Source organism: Arthrobacter sp. PvP103 (assembly GCF_017833075.1).
Classification (GTDB): domain Bacteria; phylum Actinomycetota; class Actinomycetes; order Actinomycetales; family Micrococcaceae; genus Arthrobacter.
Map to the genome: position 1 here is coordinate 3836766 of NZ_JAFIBQ010000001.1, position 19278 is coordinate 3856043.

The following is a 19278-nucleotide window of genomic DNA, read 5'->3' on the forward strand; positions in this document are numbered from 1 at the left end:
CGGCAGTCCTGAAGTTAAGCATTGACCTTTAAGGAGGCACGGAAAATGGGGGATCTAGCAGTAGATTTCTGTGGCGAATGGTATGAGCCGTCGGACGAGGACGTCTTCAACATCGGACGCGAGGGCGACCTCGAAGTGGACGACAACCCGTACCTGCACCGGCGGTTCCTCCAGATCGCCCGGTACGACGGCATCTGGTGGCTCAGCAACGTGGGGAGCATGCTCTCAGCCACGGTGGCGGACGGCACCGGCGGGATGCAAGCCTGGCTTTCACCCGGGGCCCGGATTCCGATCGTCTTCAGCCACACCAACGTGATCTTCACCGCCGGCCCCACCACGTACGAGTTCGCCGTGCACCTGAAAACCCCCTCCTTCCGCCAGGAGGCCCCCGATGACGAAAGCGGCGGGGACACCACCATCGGGCCCGTGGTATTCACTGATTCGCAGAAGGCCCTCATCGTTGCCCTCGCCGAGCCCATGCTGCGGCGCGACGGCACCGGGTTCAGCGCCATCCCGTCGTCGGCGGATGCCGCCAGGACGCTCGGCTGGGCGCTGACCCGGTTCAACAGGAAGCTGGACAATGTGTGCGACAAACTTGACCGGGTCGGCGTTGCGGGGCTGCGCGGCGGCGGTGGAAAGCTGGCCACCAACCGCCGTGCCCGGCTTGTCGAGCACGCCGTGACGTCACACCTGGTCACCGCTGCGGACCTGCACCTGATCGACAAGATGAAGGGGGCCGACGAAGGATGAAAATCCGACTGACACTGCGCCGGGAACCCGCCGACGCCAAAGACCTCGCCGTAACCGTTGACGGCCTCGCAACGGTGGCGGACATCGCCACCCAACTGTGGGCTGCCGATCCCGAACGGCGGGGCACCCAGCCGCCGGAGAACCTGTCGCTCTGCATCGACGAGGCATTCGTCGCCGGCGGAATGCGCGGCAACATCCTCAACCGCACGGACAACTTGTTGGAATCCGGCCTCAGGCCCGGATCCATTGTTTCGCTGAGACAGGTCAGCGAGCAGTTCGCGGCACCGGGTGCGAACCGCGGACCCGCAGCGGCGACCCTCCGCGTCCTGTCAGGGCCCGACGTCGGGCAGGAATTTTCGCTGCCCTCCGGCACCAGCTACATCGGCCGGGACCGGGACGTTGACATCCGGCTGTCGGACCCCATGACCTCCAAGCGGCACGCCCGCATCACCGTGGGGGAAACCGTTGAAATCGTGGACACGAATTCCGCCAACGGACTCATCATGGACGGGTTGCCGGTCACCCGGGCAACACTGAACTCCTCGGACACCGTGACCCTCGGCGATACCACCATTTCCGTCGTCGGGCTGGGCCACCACGGGGGTGCACCGACGTCGCCGCTGGTGGACTTCAACCGCTCGCCGCGCGTGGTGCCGCGTTTCGCCCCGCCCAAGCGCGTACTCCCGGCCGGCCCCAAACGCCAGGAGCACCACCCCTTCCCCTACATCATGCTGATCGCGCCGCTCATGATGGGCGCCATTTTGTTTGCAGTCACGGGCAACGTCCTCTCGGTCCTTTTCATGATGATGATGCCGCTGTTCATCATCGGCCACTACGTGGACCAGAAGATGCAAAGCAAGCGGGAACGCAAAGAGCAGCTCAAGCAGTTCCGCGAGGCGATGGCGGCGTTCCGCAAGGACATCACCGAGCTGCAACACATCGAGCGGTCCGTGCGCCTCCAGGAAGCTCCGTCAGTCAGCGACACCGTTGATTCCATCTACAAGCTGGGACCGTTGCTCTGGACCCACCGGCCCGAGCACAGCGGGTTCCTCGGCCTGCGCTTCGGGCTGGGCACGGCGCCGTCGCGCATTTCCTTCGACGAGCCGTCCAACAATGAGACCGAAGCTGAGTATATGCAGGAAATCCAGGCCTGCCTCAAACAGTTCCAGGACATCGAAGGCGTACCGATCGTGTCCCAGCTCCGCTCCGCAGGCGCATTCGGGCTCGCAGGCGCCCGCGGCCTCGTAGACGACGTAGCCCGCGGTATGGTCCTGCAGACCGTGGGCCTGCATTCCCCGGCCGAAGTGGTGGTTACGGCAATCACATCGGCCAAATCGAGGGAGCGCTGGAACTGGCTCCAGTGGCTGCCGCACGTCGGCTCGGGACACAGTCCGCTCAGCGGCGACCACCTGGCTGCAGGACCCGCCGGCGGATCCTCCCTCCTGGCCCGGCTGGAGGACCTCATCGACCAGCGCGAGGCGGGCGCCCAGTCACCGCGTCCCGCGCCGCGGCCCGGCCTCGACGGAGAGAAAGGCGACATCCCCGGCCCGGTGCTGCCCTCCGTGCTGTTGATCGTGGAAGACGACGCGCCGGTGGACCGCGGCCGCCTGACACGGCTCGTGGAACGCGGACCGGATTCGGGCGTCCACGTCATGTGGGTGGCCACCAGCGTCCAGTCGCTCCCGGCCGCGTGCCGCGACTTCATGGTGGTGGACGGCGACCACGGAACCACCACCGGCCAGGTCCGGCTGGGCCGCCACACTTACCCCGTCAGCTGCGAAAGCCTCGACGCCGACCTGGCCACCCAGCTTGCCCGGATGCTGTCGCCGGTCATTGATGTGGGCAAACCCGTGGATGACGACTCCGACCTTCCCCGGGCGGTGTCCTACGTGAGCCTCATCGGCAAGGACTTCATGGACAACCCCCAGGCGGTGGCGGACCGGTGGAAAGAGAACAACTCCGTCCACGCGACCGCCGTCGCAAACCGCAAGGACAACGGCACGCTCCGGGCCCTGGTGGGTTCCAAGGGCATCGAACCGCTGTACCTGGACCTGAAGAACGAGGGCCCGCACGCCCTGGTGGGCGGCACCACCGGCGCCGGGAAGTCGGAATTCCTGCAGTCCTGGGTCATGGGCATGGCTGCGGCCTACAGCCCGGACCGGGTGAGCTTCCTGTTCGTCGACTACAAGGGCGGAGCCGCCTTCGCCGACTGCCTGCACCTGCCCCATACCGTGGGCCTGGTGACCGACCTTTCGCAGCACCTGGTGCGCCGCGCGTTGACGTCCCTGCGGGCTGAACTGCATTACCGGGAGCATCTGCTCAACCGGAAGAAAGCCAAGGACCTCCTGGGCCTGCAGCGCGAAGCGGACCCCGAAGCTCCGCCCTACCTCATCATCATCGTGGACGAGTTCGCAGCACTGGCCACGGAAGTCCCCGAGTTCGTCGACGGAGTCGTGGACGTGGCGGCCCGCGGCCGGTCCCTCGGCCTGCACCTGATCCTTGCCACCCAGCGGCCCGCCGGAGTCATCAAGGAAAGCCTGCGCGCCAACACCAACCTCCGCGTTGCCCTCCGGATGGCGGACGAGGACGATGCCACGGACATCCTCGGTGTGCCCACAGCGGCGTACTTCGACCCCTCCATCCCGGGCCGCGGCGCGGCGAAAACCGGCCCCGGCCGGATCCAGGGCTTCCAGACCGGCTACGCAGGCGGCTGGACCACGGACAAACCGCAGGCACCCCAGATCGACATCGTGGAAATGGCCTTTGGCTCGGGACCCGGCTGGGCCGCGCCGGCGCCTGAAAAGCCAGTGCGGGAGGAGCCGGCCGGGCCGAACGACATTGCCCGGATGACGGCCAACATCATCAAAGCCGCGGAAGTGCTGTCCATCGCGCCGCCCCGCAAACCGTGGCTCAACGAGCTGGCCAAAACCTACGATTTCTCCAAGCTTCCCAACCCCAGGACCGATGAACGCCTCCTCCTGGGCGTGGCCGACGACCCGGCACACCAGGACCAGCCCACCGTCTTCTATGAGCCGGACAGGGACGGCAACATGGCCATCTACGGGACGGGCGGTTCCGGTAAGTCAGCCGCGCTGCGCGGCATCGCCATCGCCGCGGCAGTGACTCCGCGCGGTGGCCCCGTGCATGTCTACGGCATCGACTGCGGTTCGTCGGGACTGAAGATGCTCGACGGGCTCCCGCACGTCGGCGAGATCATCAACGGCGACGACGTCGAACGTGTCGGCCGGTTGCTGCGTTGGCTGCGCGATGTTGCCGACGACCGCGCTGCCCGCTACGCCGAAGTCCGCGCCTCCACCATCGTGGAATACCGGAAACTGGCCAATGACCCGGATGAGAAGCGGATCTTCATCCTGGTGGACGGCATGTCCAACTTCCGGGAGGCGTACGAATACAGCCGCCTGTCAGCGCTCTGGGACATTTTCCTTCAGCTGGCGACGGACGGCCGGCCGCTGGGCATCCACCTGGTGGTCACCGGGGACCGGCCCAACGCAGTCCCGGCGTCGCTGCTGGCTTCGATTCAGCGCCGCCTGGTCCTGCGGCTCTCATCCGAGGACGACTACATTTCGCTGGACGTGCCCAAGGATGTCCTGAGCCAAGCCTCGCCCCCGGGCCGCGGCCTGCTGGGAGGGCACGAGGTCCAGCTTGCCGTGCTTGGTGGCGACTCGAACCTTGCGCTGCAGGCCCGCGAAGTGCACAAGCTCAGCGAGGCCATGCTGCGCCAGGGCGTGGAAAAGGCACCGCAGATCGAACGCCTGCCCGAGCAGGTGGACCTCGACATCCTCCCTGCGGGAACCCGGGACCTGCCGGTCATCGGCGTCGACGACGAGACGCTCCAGCCGGCCGAAATCATGGCCAAGGGACCGCTGCTCGTTGCTGGTCCGCCGGGTGCCGGCCGTACGGTGGCGCTGGTCACCATGGCCTACGCCCTGCGCCGGTCCAACCCCGGCACCGAACTGATCTACATCGGCTCGCGCCGGTCCGCCGTCGCGTCGCTGAAGGTCTGGAACCGTGCCCTCGTGGGCGCCGACGACGTCGAAGAGGCAATTGACGGGCTGGTTGACTACTCTTCGGAGAACCCCGGCAGGCTGGCCATCTTCATCGAGGGCCTGACCGAGTTCACGGACACCGGCGCCGAGTCCGGCATCGAGCAGCTGGTCACGACGTCCATCAAAGCCGACCAGTGGGTGGTGGGGGAGTCTGAGACGTCCACCTGGTCCTCCGCATGGTCACTGTCGCAGCCGTTCAAGTCCGGACGGCGCGGACTCCTGATCAACCCCGGCGACATCGAAGGCGACAGCCTGCTGAGCACCTCGCTCGGCAAGATCAGTTCCGATTTCATTCCGGGCCGCGGCTACATCGTGGGCCGGGGCAAGGTCCGCAAGCTGCAGATTGCCCTGCCGCCGGAGAACCGCAGCCAGGCCGATCCGGACCTCAACCGGGTGGGAGCCGCACGGTGAGAGTGCCGATGGGCAGGGCTGCATGGGGAGCGGTGCCCATCGACAGTGACCGGGCCGCGGGATAGTTTCTGGGTAATGGATCTTCCGGATGAGCCGGGGGCCGCTGGGGATGCCGATCGGATCGGGTCCGTTGACTGAAGGAGAAAACTAATGGCTATTTGGGGTGCAGACATTGCTCAGCTCAAGGCGCTCGGAACCAAGCTTCAGGCTGGTTCGTCCGAGATCGAGAAGGCTAAGTCGCAGCTGACGAAGGCTCTTGACAGCACCGACTGGAAGGGCCCGGACGCGGAGAAGTTCCGCAGCGAATGGTCCGGCCGGCACGTAACGGACCTGGCCCGCGTGGCCCGGGCGCTGGAAGAAGCCGGCAAGCAGGCCAGCAAGAACGCCGCCCAGCAGGAAGAGGCTTCCCGCTAGGGAACGCCCGCCGCTGGCAACGCGGAAACGGATGCCCCGGACGCAACAAAGCGTGCGGGGCATCCGTGCGCCTGGAGCCAGACAATGTCGGAGATCTAGGGCAGGATAGGTCTGTGAGCACAGGGAACACGGCAGCAGATACCGATACGCAAAGCATGACCGGGGCAGGCACGCGCGAGGCGGACACCGCCAGTGAACGGGTGCCCTCCGGTGCGGTCCGAGAGGAATACGAAAACCTGGTGGAAGAGGTACGCAAGCACCGCTTCGCGTACTACCAGGAGGACGCGCCCATCATTTCGGACGCTGAGTTCGACGAACTCTTCCGGCGCCTCGAAACAATCGAGGCAATGCACCCGGAACTCGTGGCCAACGACTCGCCCACCCAGGAAGTGGGCGGCGAAGTGTCCGCCGCCTTTGCCGCCGTCGAACATCTCCAGCGGATGTACAGCCTGGAAGACGTCTTTTCCCTTGAGGAACTGGAATCGTGGATCGCCAAGGCGGAAGCATCCGTGGCCAAACTCGGCAATGGCACTGCCGGACCCGCATGGCTCACTGAACTCAAGATCGACGGCCTGGCGGTCAACCTGCTTTACCGCGACGGCAAGCTGGTCCGCGCCGCCACCCGGGGGGACGGCTACACCGGCGAGGACATCACCCACAACGTCCTGACCATCAAGGAAATCCCGCAGCAGCTGACCGGCGGGAACTATCCGGCCGAGATGGAGGTCCGCGGCGAGGTGTTCATTCCGTCCAAGGCCTTCGCCGAGTACAACGAGGCCCTCATCGAGGCCGGCAAGGCGCCGCTGGCTAACCCGCGCAACGCGGCCGCGGGCTCGCTCCGGCAAAAGGATCCGGCGGAAACTGCCAAGCGCCCGCTGCGCATGTACGTTCACGGCATCGGTGCCCGCGAAGGGCTGCAGACCGTCAGCCAGTCGGACACCTACCGCCAGCTTGCCGAGTGGGGCCTGCCCACCAGCCCGTACTTCGAGGTCCTCGGCAGCCTCAAGGACGTTCTCGACTTCATCAAACGCTACGGCGACAAACGGCATAGCCTTACCCATGAGATCGACGGCATCGTGGTCAAAGTGGATGACTTCGCAACGCAGCGCGCACTCGGGTACACCTCGCGGGTGCCCCGCTGGGCCGTCGCCTACAAGTACCCGCCGGAGGAAGTCCACACCAAGCTGCTGGACATCGCGGTCAATGTCGGACGCACCGGACGCGTCACCCCCTTCGGCATCATGGAACCAGTGAAGGTTGCCGGGTCCACAGTAGGAATGGCCACGCTGCACAACCAGGACGTGGTCAAAGCCAAGGGCGTAAAGATCGGCGACATCGTGGTGCTGCGCAAGGCCGGCGATGTCATCCCGGAAATCGTGGGACCGGTCCTCGCCCTGCGCGACCAGCAGGATCCGCCCGTGCGGGACTTCGTGATGCCCACCGAATGCCCTGCGTGCGGAACGCCGCTCGCCCCCGGGAAGGAAGGGGACGTGGACATCCGCTGCCCCAATTCCCGCTCCTGCCCGGCTCAGTTGCGCGAACGCGTCTTCCACGTCGCCAGCCGCGGCGCCTTCGACATCGAGGCCCTCGGCTGGGAAGCGGCGATCGCCCTGACCCAGCCGGCGGAACCCGCGACGCCTCCGCTGACCAGCGAGGCCAACCTCTTCCGACTCACCCGCGAAGACCTTGCCGATGTCCGGATCCGCCGGGAGAAGCGGTCCAAAGGCGTGGCCACGGGCGAATTCGAACTCGTGCCGTATTTCTATACAAAAGGCACAGCCAAGTCCCCGTCCAAACCGACGGCCACCACGGAAAAACTGTTCACCGAGCTGGAAAAAGCCAAGTCCCAGCCGCTATGGCGCGTCCTGGTCGCGCTGTCCATCCGGCATGTGGGCCCCCGGGCGTCGCGGGCGCTTGCCACGGCCTTCGGCTCGATGGACGCCATCCGGCAGGCTTCGGAGGAGGAGCTCGCCCACGTCGACGGCGTGGGACCGGTGATCGCGGCTGCGCTGAAGGAATGGTTCGCCGAGGACTGGCACCGCGAAATCGTGGACACCTGGGCCGAGGACGGCGTGCGGATGGAGGACGAGCAGGACGAATCCACCCCGCGCACCCTGGAAGGTCTGACCGTCGTGGTCACCGGAAGCCTTGAGGGCTTCAGCAGGGATGAAGCCAAGGAAGCCATCCTCATCCGGGGCGGCAAGGCGTCAGGATCCGTGTCCAAGAACACCAGCTACGTCGTCGCCGGCGAGAACGCCGGAACAAAACTGGACAAGGCCGAACAACTCGGCGTGCCGGTGCTGGACGAGGACGGCTTCCGCGCGCTGCTGGCCAACGGCCCGGCCGCCTCGGCTGACTCCGCGGACGCTTCCGCGGACGACGACGCCGGCGTCGGAGACCGCCCCGAAGACCACCAGGAAGAGCCGGCAGAATGAGCATCACGCCGGCGGATCTCCTGGGAGTGGCTAAAGCGGCAGCCGCCGCCGGGGCCGCGGTGCTCGCCACCCGCAACGGCGACGCCCTGGACGTCAGCAACAAGGGAGCCTCGGGGGACTGGGTCACTGCCTTCGACGTCGCGGCGGAGAATGCCGTGCGTGAGGTGATCGGCCGCGTCCGGCCGCAGGACACTGTTACCGGGGAGGAACACGGTACCCTCAGCCGGGACAACCCCAGCGGCTACCGCTGGTCAATCGACCCGCTGGACGGCACCACCAACTTCATCCGGAACATCGTCTATTACGGCACGTCGGTGGCGGTGGCCGATCCCGACGGCGTCTGGCTGGCCGGCGTCGTTAATGCCCCGGCCCTTGGCCGTATCTACTATGCGTCGCGCGGGGGAGGTGCCTGGCTCGAGGAGCGGGGGCAGCGCACCCAGCTGACCGGTCCCGTCCCGGGCCGCGCCGGGCAGATCCTGGCCACCGGCTTCAGCTACGATCCCGGCGTCCGGGCCGAGCAGGCCGAAGCCCTCGGCGGTTTCATGGAGGGCTTCGCCGATGTCCGACGGCTGGGCTCCGCCGCCCTGGACCTCTGCCTCGTGGCGGACGGAACCCATGATGCCTTCGGGGAACGCGGACTCAACGAGCACGATTTCTCGGCCGGTGCCCTCATTGCCGAGGAAGCCGGCTGCTGGGTCCGGCGCCCCCGCCTCACCAGCCCCCTCGACGGCGGACCCTCGGACGAGGAACGCCTCGCAGCCTGGACGTGCGCCGGGACCCTCGAGCTGTCCGGGAAGTTTCCGCTCTAGGACCCCGCCCAGGCTAGGACCCCGCAAAGGCGTGGGCCCGGCCCAAAGGTGGGCCCCGCTTAGGCGTGCGCGCCAGCCAGTCCGGCAGCACCGGAGTACCGGTTGAGCGGGCGCTCCGGTCCGTAGTGCCCCCGCAGCGTGTCGGCTGTGTATTCCGTCCGGAACAGGCCCCGCCGGCGCAGGACCGGCACCACGTGGTCCACAAAGGCCCCAAGCCCTGAGGGGAGCACCGCGGGCATGATGTTGAAGCCGTCGGCCGCGCCGTTTTCAAACCAGAGCCGGATGGCATCGGCAACCTGCTCCGGAGTGCCCGAGAACGTGCGGTGTCCGCGGCCCCCGCCAGGCGGCCGATCAGCTGCCGCACCGTGAGCCGTTCGCGGCGGCCGAGCTCCACGATCAGGGTGTAGCGGCTCTTGGCACCCTGGATGGAACCCTCGTCAGGAAGGTCCGCCGGCAGTTGCCGGTCCAGCGGGAGGTCGTCCGGGCTGAGACCGAGGGTTTTGGCAAGTTCGATCCGCGCATATTCCGGACGGATCAGCTCGTCGAGTTCACGCTCCAGCTTCTTGGCCTCGGCTTCTGTCCCTGCCAGCACGGGCACGATTCCGGGCAGGATCTTGATGCCTTCAGGGTCTCGTCCGGCGGCTGCGGTGCGGGCCTTGAGGTCGCTGTAGAAGCTCTGCGCGTCCTCGAGCGTCTGCTGCGCCGTGAACACGGCTTCGGCGTAGCGCGCGGCGAGGCCCTTGCCGTCTTCGGAGGAGCCCGCCTGGACAATCAGCGGGTATCCCTGCGGGGACCGCGGAACGTTGAGCGGCCCGCGAACCCGGAAATGCTTTCCGACGTGGTCGATCGGCCTGACCTTGTCCGGGTCGGCCCAGACGCCCGCATCCTTGTCCGCCACCACGGCGTCATCGTCCCAGCTGTCCCAGAGTTTGCCGGCGACGTCCAGGAACTCTGCCGCCCGCTCATAGCGCGTTGCGTGCGCGGGCTGGTCGTCGACGCCAAAGTTCCGGGCGGCGTCGGGCCCGGCTGTAGTGACGACGTTCCAGCCGGCACGGCCCGCGCTGACGAAGTCGACGGATGCAAAGCGCCTCGCGAGGTTGAACGGGTCGTTGTACGTGGTGGAGGCCGTAGCAATGAGGCCGATCTTCTCGGTGGCTGCGGCGATGGCGGTCAGCAGCACTGTCGGTTCGAGCTTTCCGGCCGGCCGGCGGCCCACGTTTCCGAAGATCACGGGCGAGTCGGCAAAGAAGATGGAATCGAACGTGCCCCGCTCGGCGATCCGGGCGAGATTGCGGTAGTGGCTGATGTCCGTGCTCGCCCGGGGGTTGCTTTCGGGCAGCCGCCAGGACGCTTCGTGGTGGCCGGTACTCATGAGGAAGGCGTTGAGATGCAGGGTGCGCTGGTGGGATGCCATGGGAGTGTTCCTGTCTGTCGGGCGGCGTCGGTGGTGCCAATCAACCACAGCCGAAGGCGGGGCGGCCAGCACGGCCGACCACTGGGGCAATGCCCGGAAACACGGGGCAATACCCGGAAATACTGGGCAATGCCGTGCAACATGGGGCAACGCCCGGACACGCGGACGGCACCAGCGGGAGGCAAGCCGCGGAACATGGGCCAGCTCCGGACTTAGTGATAGTTCAATCACGGAAACAGCCCTTTTACGGGACCGGGCCTGCGCCCGCGACTACCATGGATAAGTGCATTCGCAGATCCTCATTCGCCCCGCCGTTCCGGCAGATTTCGACGCCGTAGCCCGCATCACGCGGGACGCCTACCTCGCCGCCGGCTACTTCGCGAATGCCGACCACCCCTACATGCTGCAGATCCAGGACGTGGCTAAACGGGCCGGCCAGGCCACCATCTGGGTGGCCGAGCGGGCGGGACGCATCGTCGGTTCGGTAACGCTCGCCGTCGCCGGTGAGCCTTTCGCGGACATCGCACTGCCGGATGAACTCGAATTCCGCATGCTGGTGGTGGACCCGGCGGTCCAGCGCAGCGGCGCAGGCAAGGCCATGGTCGAGGCGATCATCGACCATGCGAAGTCGCTGGACGGCATTAGGGCCGTGGCACTGACCACCGGCCGCACGTGGGAGAGCGCGCACGGGCTGTACCGGAAAACAGGCTTCCATCGCGTCCCCGAACGCGACTGGTTCGTGACGGACACCGACATAAAGCTGCTGGTTTACCGGCTCGACGTGTAGCCGCCCTAAAGTGGTGCCGACTCAAGGCACCATCGAAAGGCACACCCATGCGCAAGACATTCGGTTCCGGCTCCTCGTGGGAGCAGACCCTCGGCTATTCCCGTGCGGTGCAGGTGGACAACACCCTGTACATCTCCGCCACCGCGGCGAGCGGTGACAACGGAATCGTGGGCGAGGGCTTCTACACGCAGACCAGGTTCATCCTGGAAAAGCTGGGCGCCGTCCTGGCCGAGGCCGGTTTTGACTACAGCGACGTGGTGCAGTCCAAGCTGTACCTCACGGACATCAGCAAATGGGAAGACGCCGGCCGCGCTCACGGTGAAGTCTTTGGCGAGATCCGCCCCACCTTGTCGCTGGTCCATGTGCTGCCGTTCCTGGATCCCAAGATGCTGGTGGAGATCGAACTCGTGGCCCAGAAGAGCGCAAGCTAGCCCCCCACGGCGGTTACCGCGCCGCGTCGCGGAATTAATTAGCCGGGAGGCCGTAGCGGTGTTCCGGGCGGCCCGTGGTGCCGTACCGGAGCTGGATGTCGACGGCGCCGTCGTCCGCCAGCGAGGACAGGTACCGCTGGGCGGTGGCCCGGGACACCCCTACCCGCCCGGCGACTTCGGCCGCCGAATACTGTTCCCCTGGCACCAGCGATTCGAGCACCGCGGCTTCGGTGGCGGAGCGGGGCTTGGCCGAGGGGGTGACGTCGCCCGGAATCAGCGAACGCTTGGCCCGCTCCACCGTTTCCTGGTCCAGCGCACCCGGCTGCGCCAGGATTCGCCGGTACCGGGCATAGGAGCGGAGCTGCTGCGACAGGGACTCCGCTGTGAACGGTTTCAGCAGGTAGCCCAGGGCGCCGCGGCGGAACGCCACCCGCAGCGACGCCGCATCCGAGGCGGCGCTCAGGATCATGGTGTCCACGTCCAGCTGGCCGAGCAGGTCAAGCCCGGACGCATCAGGCAGGTAAACATCCAGCAATACAAGGTCCGGGCGCAGGCTGTGGATGGCCTGCAGCGCCAGCGACGCCGAACCCGCGGGCGGCAGCGCCATGAAACCCGCCACCGAATCAACATAGGCCGCGTGCAGCTTGGCGACGTGGAAATCGTCATCCACAATCAGGACCCTTAAATCCTCAGCCATCGGTGTCCTTCCCGGCATTGTTGTCCTCTCCGACATAACTGTTCTCCCTGGGGGGCTTGTCCCGTCCGGGGGAATCGGCGGTGGTCCGCGGCAGGGTCGCCATAAAGACGGCACCCGGTCCGCCCGGGGAACCGGGATCCAGGACCCGGACGTCTCCTCCGCGGCGCCGCGCAAGCTGCCGGGCCAGGGCCAGCCCCAATCCCTGCCCGCCGCCGGCACGCGCCGGCCGTGCCGACGTCGTAAACCCCTCGGCGAACACGGCCTCCGCTCCGGGCTCCCCCGCCCCGGCTGCCTCGGATCCGACGGCCAGGCCGTCGCCGGAGTCACCGACGACGATATGCAGCGTGCCGCCGTCGGCTCCCGGTTCGTCCAGCAGTTCCACCTCCACCCAGCGGTCCGCGGCGGAACCGGCGACAGCGGCGTTCACGGCGTTGTCGATCAGGTTCCCGAGCACCGTGGTGACGTCCTGCGGCTCGGTGACCTGGCCGCGCACCAGCGTTTCGGGGCCGATGCGCAACGTTACGCCGCGTTCGTCCGCTTCCACGCCCTTGGCGCCCACGAACGCCTGCAGGTAGGGATCCTGGAGGAGCTCGGCCTGGTCCACGGGGAACTTCAGCGGTCCCGTGGCAGCCAGCCGCGCCAGGTAGTCGCGCGCCTGCTGGTGCTGCCCGATGCTCATGAAGCCGGCAATGGTGTGCAGCTGGTTGGCGAATTCGTGGCGCTGTGCCCGCAGCGCCGTGGACATCGTCCCCACGGCATCCAGCTGGCGGGTCAGGTGCTGGAGCTCGGTGCGGTCGCGGAGCATCACCACCCAGCCCAGGTCCTCCTGCCGGTGCAGCGCCTTCCGGGCACTGGCCACCAGCACGCGGCCGCCGGCGATGACTTCGACGGCGTCGGCCTCTGCGGCGTCCGGCAGGGTCAGGGCCTTCAGCTGCTCCGGGACGGGGGCCCGCTTCCACGGCGTGCCGGTGAGGTCGGGCCGGCCGAGGAGCCGCTGGGCGGCAGCGTTGAAGACGCTGATCCTGCCGTCGGCTGAAACGCCGATCACGCCGTCGTCCACGCCCTGGAGTACCGCCACCTGGTCATGTACCAGCGTGCTGATCTCCTCCGGCTCCAGACCGAGCGTCAGCCGCTGCAGGCGGCGGCGCAGAAGGAACGAGGCCAGGATGCCGGCGAGCAGCGACCCTGCCGCGGTCAGCGCAATAGGGGTGATATCGCGGGTGAGGCTCTGCACGATGTTCTCGGTGGAATACCCCACGCTGACTTCGCCCACCACTGTGTCCGAATCCGGCGCGAAGACGGGCACCTTGGCACCCGCCGAGGGCCCCAGGGTACCGGTGTTCCGGGTGGTCACCTCCTTGCCCGACAGGGCCTCGGAGGGATCAGTGCTGACTTTTTCGCCCAGCCGGTCGGCGTCAGGGTGGGCCAGCCGAAGGCCGGTTTCATCGGTGATCACCACGAACAGCGCGCCCGTGCGGGTCCGGGCACCTTCAGCCACCGCCATTAGCGGGCCGGCCAGCAGCACCGATGCCGGGGGAGTGCCCGCCTCGCGGCTGATGGCCTGGACCTCCTGGCGGACAGCCGGATCCGAGGCAACGGTGCGTGCCAGGGTGAGCGCCTGGTTCTCCGCTTCCCGGCCAAGGCGCTCGTACGTCAGCCAGGCGTGCACGGCGCCGCTGAGCAGCACCACGAGCAGAACCACTCCGAGCTGCAGCAGCAGGGTCTGGGTGGAAAACCGCAGCGGCTGCCTCGGTGCCGGACGCTTCATTGCCCTCCTGACGGGGTTCGTGACGGGGTTTTCGGCGTGCTGAGCTAAATGAGCAAAATGCTCCCAATAAGCAGTATGCCAATCAATTGAGCCAAAGGCACTGCCGTGACGCGGGCCACTCTAACGTCTGTAGTGCGCATCACACCGGAGTGGTGCCACTGACTGACAAAGGAGCCGGCCGTGCTGGTATTACTTGGATTCGCCATGATCGCGGTATTCATGGTGCTGATCATGACGAAGAAGTTGACGCCGGTGCTGGCGCTGATCATCGTCCCAACCGTTTTCGGGCTGTTCGCCGGGGCGGGACTGGGCATCGGGGACATGGTGCTGGACTCGATGAAGTCCATGACGTCCACCGCAGCCCTGCTGATGTTCGCCATCATCTACTTCGGCCTGATGATCGACGTCGGGCTGTTCGACCCGTTGGTGCGGTTCATCCTCCGCAAGCTGGGCAACGACCCCGCCAAGGTGGTGCTGGGCACCGCCATCCTGGCCGCCGCAGTGTCCCTGGACGGTGACGGCTCCACCACCTTCATCCTCACCACGGCCGCCATGCTTCCCGTCTACCTGCGCCTGAAGATGAGCCCTGTGGTCCTGACCTGCGTTGCAGGCCTCGCCAACGGAACCATGAACATCCTGCCGTGGGGCGGCCCCACTGCCCGCGCCGCCACCGCGCTGAAGATCGACGTCAACGACGTCTTCGTCCCCATGATTCCTTCCCTGATCGCAGGCCTGGTTGTGGTCTTCGCCTTCGCCTGGTTGCTGGGCCTGCAGGAACGTAACCGCCTCCGCGCCACGGCGCCGGAAATCTGGGCCGTCCCTGATTCCGCGGAACCGTTCGACGGCGGCACCTCCGACGGTGGCCGCACGGCCGGAGGTTCCGGTGCCGGTACCGGACGCAAGGGTTCCGTTCCTGCCGGCACAGCCCCTGCAGGCCTCTCACCGGCAGGCTCCTCCGTTGCCGTGCTCGAGCGCACCGAATCCCTTGTGGACGACCACGACTCCGCCATGGCGGACACCGCCCTGGACCCGAACCGCAAGACCCTGCGCCCGAAGCTGTTCTGGTTCAACCTGGGCCTGACCGTCGCCGTCATGGTCATGCTCGTGGCCGACCTGGTGCCCCTGCCGTTCGTCTTTATGGTGGGCTCCGCCATCGCCCTGCTGGTCAACTTCCCCAAGGTCAAGGACCAGGGCGCCCAGCTCATCGCCCACGCCCCCTCCATCGTGGCCGTGGTCAGCATGGTCATGGCCGCAGCCGTCCTCACCGGCGTCCTGAAAGGCACAGGCATGGTCGAGGCCATGTCCGCCTGGCTCGTCCAGATCATCCCCACGAGCATGGGCCCGTTCATGGCCGTAATCACCGGCGTCCTCAGCATCCCCATGACGTTCTTCATGAGCAACGATGCCTTCTACTTCGGTGTCCTCCCCGTGCTGAGCGAGACTGCTGCCCACTACGGCGTCAGCGCCGCCGACATGGCGCGGGCCTCCATCACCGGCCAGCCGTTCCACCTGCAGAGCCCGCTGGTTCCGGCCATCCTGCTGCTGGTGTCACTCGCCAAGGTGGACCTCGGCGACCACCACAAGAAGGTGCTGTGGCGCACCGCCGTCATCTCGCTTGTCATGCTCGGTGTCGGAATGCTGACGGGAGCCATCGGCATCGGCTAGGGTAAAGCCTGCCTGCGGCTCCTGTCGCCTGCGGCTCACGCTGCCTGGAGCCGGCGCTGCGGGCCGGTGTTGCCCGTCTGACGCCCGCTGGGGGTCGTCAGGCGGGCACACTGTTGCAACGTAGACTATGGGGGAAACCAAAACTACATTGCAGGGGAGATCCATGGCTGCGATCAACCGCGACGACGTCGCGCATCTCGCGCGTCTCGCGCACATCGAGATGAGTGCTGAAGAGCTGGACCGGATGGCCGGCGAACTCGCCGTCATCGTCGAATCAGTGAAGTCCGTAAGTGAAGCCGCCGGTGATGATGTCCCGGCCACATCCCACCCGATTCCGCTGACGAATGTGTTCCGCGAGGACGTTGTGGGCCACACTTTCACAGCCGAGCAGTCCCTGAGCGGCGCCCCTGACGCATACGAGGGCCGCTTCAAGGTTCCGGCCATCCTGGATGAGGACTGATACATGACTGAGAACAACGTTCTGATCCGCCTCTCCGCCGCCCAGCTGGCCAGTAAGCTCGCAGCCGGCGAGGTCACCTCCGTTGAGGTCACCCAGGCCTACCTGGACCGCATCGCAGCGGTCGACGGCGGACCGCGCGGAGTCCACGCCTTCCTGCACGTCAACACCGAGGAGGCGCTCGCCGTCGCCGCAGAGGTGGACGCCATCCGCGCCGCCGGTGGTACGGCCGCTGCGGAACTGCATGAACTGGCCGGCGTTCCCATCGCCGTCAAGGACCTCATCGTCACCATCGGCCAGCCCACCACGGCCGGCTCCAGGATCCTCGAAGGCTGGCACAGCCCGTACGACGCCACGGTGGTCAAGCGCCTCCGCGACGCCAAGATGCCCATCCTGGGCAAAACCAACCTTGACGAATTCGCCATGGGGTCCTCCACGGAGCACTCGGCTTACGGCCCCACCCGCAATCCGTGGGACCTGGACCGGATCCCAGGCGGCTCCGGCGGCGGCTCCGCAGCCGCCGTCGCCGCTTTTGAAGCACCCCTGGCCCTCGGCACGGACACCGGCGGATCCATCCGCCAGCCGGGCGCCGTCACCGGCACCGTGGGTGTCAAGCCCACCTACGGCAGCGTGTCCCGCTATGGCGCCATCGCCATGGCCTCCTCGCTGGACCAGATCGGCCCGGTCTCCCGCACCGTGCTGGACTCGGCACTCCTGCACCAGGTCATCGGCGGCCACGATCCGCACGACTCCACGTCCCTCCCGGACCCGCTGGAAGACCTCGTTGCGGCCGCCCGGACGGGCAACGTGGACGGCATGAAGATCGGCATCATCAAGGAACTCCACGGCGAGGGTTACCAGGCCGGCGTCGAGAACCGCTTCAACGAATCGCTCGAACTGCTCAAGCAAGCCGGCGCGGAAATCGTCGAGGTGTCCTGCCCCAACTTCAAGTACGCCCTGGGCGCCTACTACCTGATCATGCCCTCGGAGGCTTCCTCCAACCTGGCCAAGTTCGACGGCGTACGGTACGGCCTGCGCGTCCTGCCCAAGGATGCGCCGCTCACCATCGAACGCGTCATGGGTGCCACCCGCGCCGCAGGCTTCGGCGACGAAGTGAAGCGCCGCATCATCCTGGGCACCTACGCGCTCAGCGCCGGCTACTACGACGCCTACTACGGCTCGGCCCAGAAGGTCCGCACCCTGATCCAGCGCGACTTCGAGGCCGCGTTCGCCCAGGCGGATGTGCTGATTTCCCCGACGGCGCCCACCACGGCGTTCAAGCTCGGCGAGAAGCTGAACGACCCCCTGGCCATGTACCTCAACGACGTCGCTACCATCCCGGCCAACATGGCCGGCGTCCCGGGCCTGTCCCTGCCGGGCGGCCTGGCGGATGAGGACGGGTTGCCGGTAGGCATCCAGCTCCTCGCCCCGGCGCGCCAGGATGCGCGCCTGTACCGCGTGGGTGCGGTGCTCGAATCATTGCTTGAGGCGCAGTGGGGCGGACCGCTGCTGGACAAGGCGCCGGAATTGGCCACTTCGGTGGTCGAGCCCGCCGAGACCCTCGAAACCCAGGAGGCAAAATAATGAGCACTGACGCAACCCTGAGCTTCGAAGAGGCCATGGAGAAGTACGATCCCGTCCTGGGCTTCGAGGTCCACGTGGAGCTCAACACCAAGACCAAGATGTTCTCCTCCGCCCCGAACGTTTTCGGCGACGAGCCCAACACCAACGTCAACGAGGTGGACCTGGGCATGCCCGGCGTGCTGCCCGTCGTGAACAAGACCGCTATTGAGTCCTCCATCAAGATCGGCCTGGCGCTCAACTGCAAGATCGCCGAAACCTGCCGCTTCGCCCGGAAGAACTACTTCTACCCGGACACCCCGAAGAACTTCCAGACCTCCCAGTACGACGAACCCATCGCGTACGACGGCTACCTGGACATCGAGCTTTCCGACGGCACCGTGTTCCGCGTCGAAATCGAGCGCGCCCACATGGAAGAGGACGCCGGCAAGCTGACGCACATGGGCGGGTCCGCGGGCCGCATCCAGGGTGCCGACTACTCGCTGGTGGACTACAACCGCTCCGGTGTTCCGCTGGTGGAGATCGTCACCAAGCCGATCCAGGGCGCCGGCAGCCGCGCGCCTGAGCTGGCCAAGGCCTACGTCGCGGCAGTGCGTGAAATCGTGAAGAACCTCGGCGTTTCGGACGCGAAGATGGAACGCGGCAACGTGCGCTGCGACGCGAACGTGTCGCTGCGTCCCCACGGCCGCGAACGCTTCGGCATCCGTTCCGAGACGAAAAACGTGAACTCACTGCGCGCCGTCGAACACGCCGTCCGCTACGAAATCCAGCGGCACGCTGCCGTCCTGGACTCCGGCGAGCCGGTCATCCAGGAAACGCGCCACTGGCACGAGGACACCCGCTCGACGACGTCGGGCCGGGCCAAGTCCGACGCCGACGACTACCGCTACTTCCCGGAGCCGGACCTCGTTCCGATTGTTGCTTCCCGTGAGTGGGTGGAGGAGCTGCGCGCCACCCTGCCGGAACCGCCGGCCGAGCGCCGCAAGCGACTGCAGGCCGACTGGGGCTATTCGGACCTGGAATTCCGCGACGTGGTCAACGCCGGCGTTATGGACGAGATCGAAGAGACCATCGCCGCCGGCGCCACGGCAACCGTGGCCCGCAAGTGGTGGATGGGCGAGATCGTGGGCCGCGCCAAGAACGCCGACGTGGACCCCGGCCAGCTGGGCGTCAAGCCGGAAACCATCGTGGAACTGAACAAGATGGTGGAAGCCGGCAAGATCAACAACAAGATGGCCGCCGAGGTCCTCGACGGCGTCCTCGCCGGCGAAGGCACCCCCGCCGAGATCGTCGAGAAGCGCGGCCTGGCCGTGGTCTCCGACGACGGCCCCCTCTTGGAAGCCATCGACGCGGCCCTTGCCGCACAGCCGGACGTCGCTGACAAGATCCGCGGCGGCAAGGTCCAGGCGATCGGCGCGATCGTTGGCGGCGTCATGAAGGCCACCCGCGGGCAGGCCGACGCCGGCCGCGTCCGCGAGCTTATCCTTGAAAGGCTCGGCGTCGAAGGCTGAGTCACCCGTTTTAACCCAACTGGGTCGCAGATAATGTCGTTTAGAACGCTCATAACGACATCTACTGCGACCCAGTCGGGG

13 protein-coding genes and 1 pseudogene are annotated in these 19278 nt (G+C 66.9%); 11 read left to right on the plus strand and 3 right to left on the minus strand.

Going from position 1 to position 19278, the window contains the following annotated elements; genetic code table 11:
* Positions 1–45: 45 nt before the first annotated feature.
* From JOE41_RS17505 to JOE41_RS17525, 5 genes are all read left to right on the plus strand, one after another.
* Positions 46–750: a hypothetical protein gene (locus JOE41_RS17505; protein WP_011691156.1), complete on the plus strand. Its 705-nt coding sequence runs from the start codon at positions 46–48 to the stop codon at positions 748–750.
* Entirely contained in the window at positions 747–5228 is a 4482-nt protein-coding gene (locus JOE41_RS17510; protein ID WP_011691157.1) for an FtsK/SpoIIIE domain-containing protein, read from the plus strand. The genes JOE41_RS17505 and JOE41_RS17510 overlap by 4 nt, the downstream gene beginning before the upstream one ends.
* A 150-nt stretch (positions 5229–5378) precedes the next feature.
* Entirely contained in the window at positions 5379–5642 is a 264-nt protein-coding gene (locus JOE41_RS17515; RefSeq protein ID WP_011691158.1) for a hypothetical protein, read from the plus strand.
* Between the two features lie 155 nt (positions 5643–5797).
* Positions 5798–8077 (plus strand): NAD-dependent DNA ligase LigA, encoded by a 2280-nt coding sequence (gene ligA / locus JOE41_RS17520; protein WP_245201235.1) that lies wholly within the window; start codon positions 5798–5800, stop codon positions 8075–8077.
* Positions 8074–8886 carry an inositol monophosphatase family protein gene (locus JOE41_RS17525; RefSeq protein WP_209753103.1) on the plus strand — a complete coding sequence of 271 codons (813 nt, stop codon included), beginning with the start codon at positions 8074–8076 and terminating at the stop codon, positions 8884–8886. Before ligA ends, JOE41_RS17525 begins: the two co-directional genes overlap by 4 nt.
* 59 nt (positions 8887–8945) lie before the next feature.
* On the opposite strand, the pseudogene JOE41_RS17530 reads toward JOE41_RS17525, so the two are convergent.
* Positions 8946–10300 (minus strand): annotated as a pseudogene (locus tag JOE41_RS17530) (LLM class flavin-dependent oxidoreductase).
* A gap of 283 nt (positions 10301–10583) precedes the next feature.
* Here JOE41_RS17530 and JOE41_RS17535 point away from each other — a divergent pair.
* Both JOE41_RS17535 and JOE41_RS17540 read left to right on the plus strand, forming a co-directional pair.
* Positions 10584–11087 carry a GNAT family N-acetyltransferase gene (locus tag JOE41_RS17535; protein WP_011691162.1) on the plus strand — a complete coding sequence of 168 codons (504 nt, stop codon included), beginning with the start codon at positions 10584–10586 and terminating at the stop codon, positions 11085–11087.
* Between the two features lie 47 nt (positions 11088–11134).
* Complete coding sequence (locus JOE41_RS17540; RefSeq protein ID WP_011691163.1) at positions 11135–11518, plus strand: RidA family protein; 384 nt, start codon at positions 11135–11137, stop codon at positions 11516–11518.
* A gap of 34 nt (positions 11519–11552) precedes the next feature.
* On the opposite strand, the gene JOE41_RS17545 is transcribed toward JOE41_RS17540, so the two are convergent.
* Both JOE41_RS17545 and JOE41_RS17550 read right to left on the minus strand, forming a co-directional pair.
* The gene (locus JOE41_RS17545; RefSeq protein ID WP_011691164.1) at positions 11553–12215 is read right to left on the minus strand and encodes a response regulator; all 663 of its coding nucleotides are present in this window, start codon (positions 12213–12215) and stop codon (positions 11553–11555) included.
* Positions 12208–13983 (minus strand): ATP-binding protein, encoded by a 1776-nt coding sequence (locus JOE41_RS17550; protein WP_209753104.1) that lies wholly within the window; start codon positions 13981–13983, stop codon positions 12208–12210. Before JOE41_RS17550 ends, JOE41_RS17545 begins: the two co-directional genes overlap by 8 nt.
* Positions 13984–14163: 180 nt before the next feature.
* Here JOE41_RS17550 and JOE41_RS17555 point away from each other — a divergent pair, with 180 nt between their 5' ends.
* The 4 genes from JOE41_RS17555 to gatB all read left to right on the plus strand — a co-directional run bounded on the left by JOE41_RS17555 (position 14164) and on the right by gatB (position 19197).
* Positions 14164–15648: a CitMHS family transporter gene (locus tag JOE41_RS17555; protein WP_209753105.1), complete on the plus strand. Its 1485-nt coding sequence runs from the start codon at positions 14164–14166 to the stop codon at positions 15646–15648.
* A gap of 163 nt (positions 15649–15811) precedes the next feature.
* Positions 15812–16108, plus strand: a complete 297-nt coding sequence (gene gatC / locus JOE41_RS17560; protein ID WP_011691167.1) for an Asp-tRNA(Asn)/Glu-tRNA(Gln) amidotransferase subunit GatC — start codon at positions 15812–15814, stop codon at positions 16106–16108.
* A gap of 3 nt (positions 16109–16111) precedes the next feature.
* Positions 16112–17689: an Asp-tRNA(Asn)/Glu-tRNA(Gln) amidotransferase subunit GatA gene (gene gatA, locus JOE41_RS17565; RefSeq protein WP_011691168.1), complete on the plus strand. Its 1578-nt coding sequence runs from the start codon at positions 16112–16114 to the stop codon at positions 17687–17689.
* Positions 17689–19197: an Asp-tRNA(Asn)/Glu-tRNA(Gln) amidotransferase subunit GatB gene (gatB, locus tag JOE41_RS17570; protein ID WP_011691169.1), complete on the plus strand. Its 1509-nt coding sequence runs from the start codon at positions 17689–17691 to the stop codon at positions 19195–19197. Before gatA ends, gatB begins: the two co-directional genes overlap by 1 nt.
* Positions 19198–19278 lie beyond the last annotated feature (81 nt).

What these genes read in the sequence shown, in the direction of transcription:
- gatB (WP_011691169.1), top strand. Translation starts at nt 17,689, where the DNA reads ATGAGCACTGACGCAACCCTGAGCTTCGAAGAGGCCATGGAGAAGTAC.
- JOE41_RS17505 (WP_011691156.1), top strand. Translation starts at nt 46, where the DNA reads ATGGGGGATCTAGCAGTAGATTTCTGTGGCGAATGGTATGAGCCGTCG.
- JOE41_RS17510 (WP_011691157.1), top strand. Translation starts at nt 747, where the DNA reads ATGAAAATCCGACTGACACTGCGCCGGGAACCCGCCGACGCCAAAGAC.
- gatA (WP_011691168.1), top strand. Translation starts at nt 16,112, where the DNA reads ATGACTGAGAACAACGTTCTGATCCGCCTCTCCGCCGCCCAGCTGGCC.
- JOE41_RS17550 (WP_209753104.1), bottom strand. Translation starts at nt 13,983, where the DNA reads ATGAAGCGTCCGGCACCGAGGCAGCCGCTGCGGTTTTCCACCCAGACC.
- JOE41_RS17525 (WP_209753103.1), top strand. Translation starts at nt 8,074, where the DNA reads ATGAGCATCACGCCGGCGGATCTCCTGGGAGTGGCTAAAGCGGCAGCC.
- gatC (WP_011691167.1), top strand. Translation starts at nt 15,812, where the DNA reads ATGGCTGCGATCAACCGCGACGACGTCGCGCATCTCGCGCGTCTCGCG.
- JOE41_RS17545 (WP_011691164.1), bottom strand. Translation starts at nt 12,215, where the DNA reads ATGGCTGAGGATTTAAGGGTCCTGATTGTGGATGACGATTTCCACGTC.
- JOE41_RS17515 (WP_011691158.1), top strand. Translation starts at nt 5,379, where the DNA reads ATGGCTATTTGGGGTGCAGACATTGCTCAGCTCAAGGCGCTCGGAACC.
- ligA (WP_245201235.1), top strand. Translation starts at nt 5,798, where the DNA reads ATGACCGGGGCAGGCACGCGCGAGGCGGACACCGCCAGTGAACGGGTG.
- JOE41_RS17540 (WP_011691163.1), top strand. Translation starts at nt 11,135, where the DNA reads ATGCGCAAGACATTCGGTTCCGGCTCCTCGTGGGAGCAGACCCTCGGC.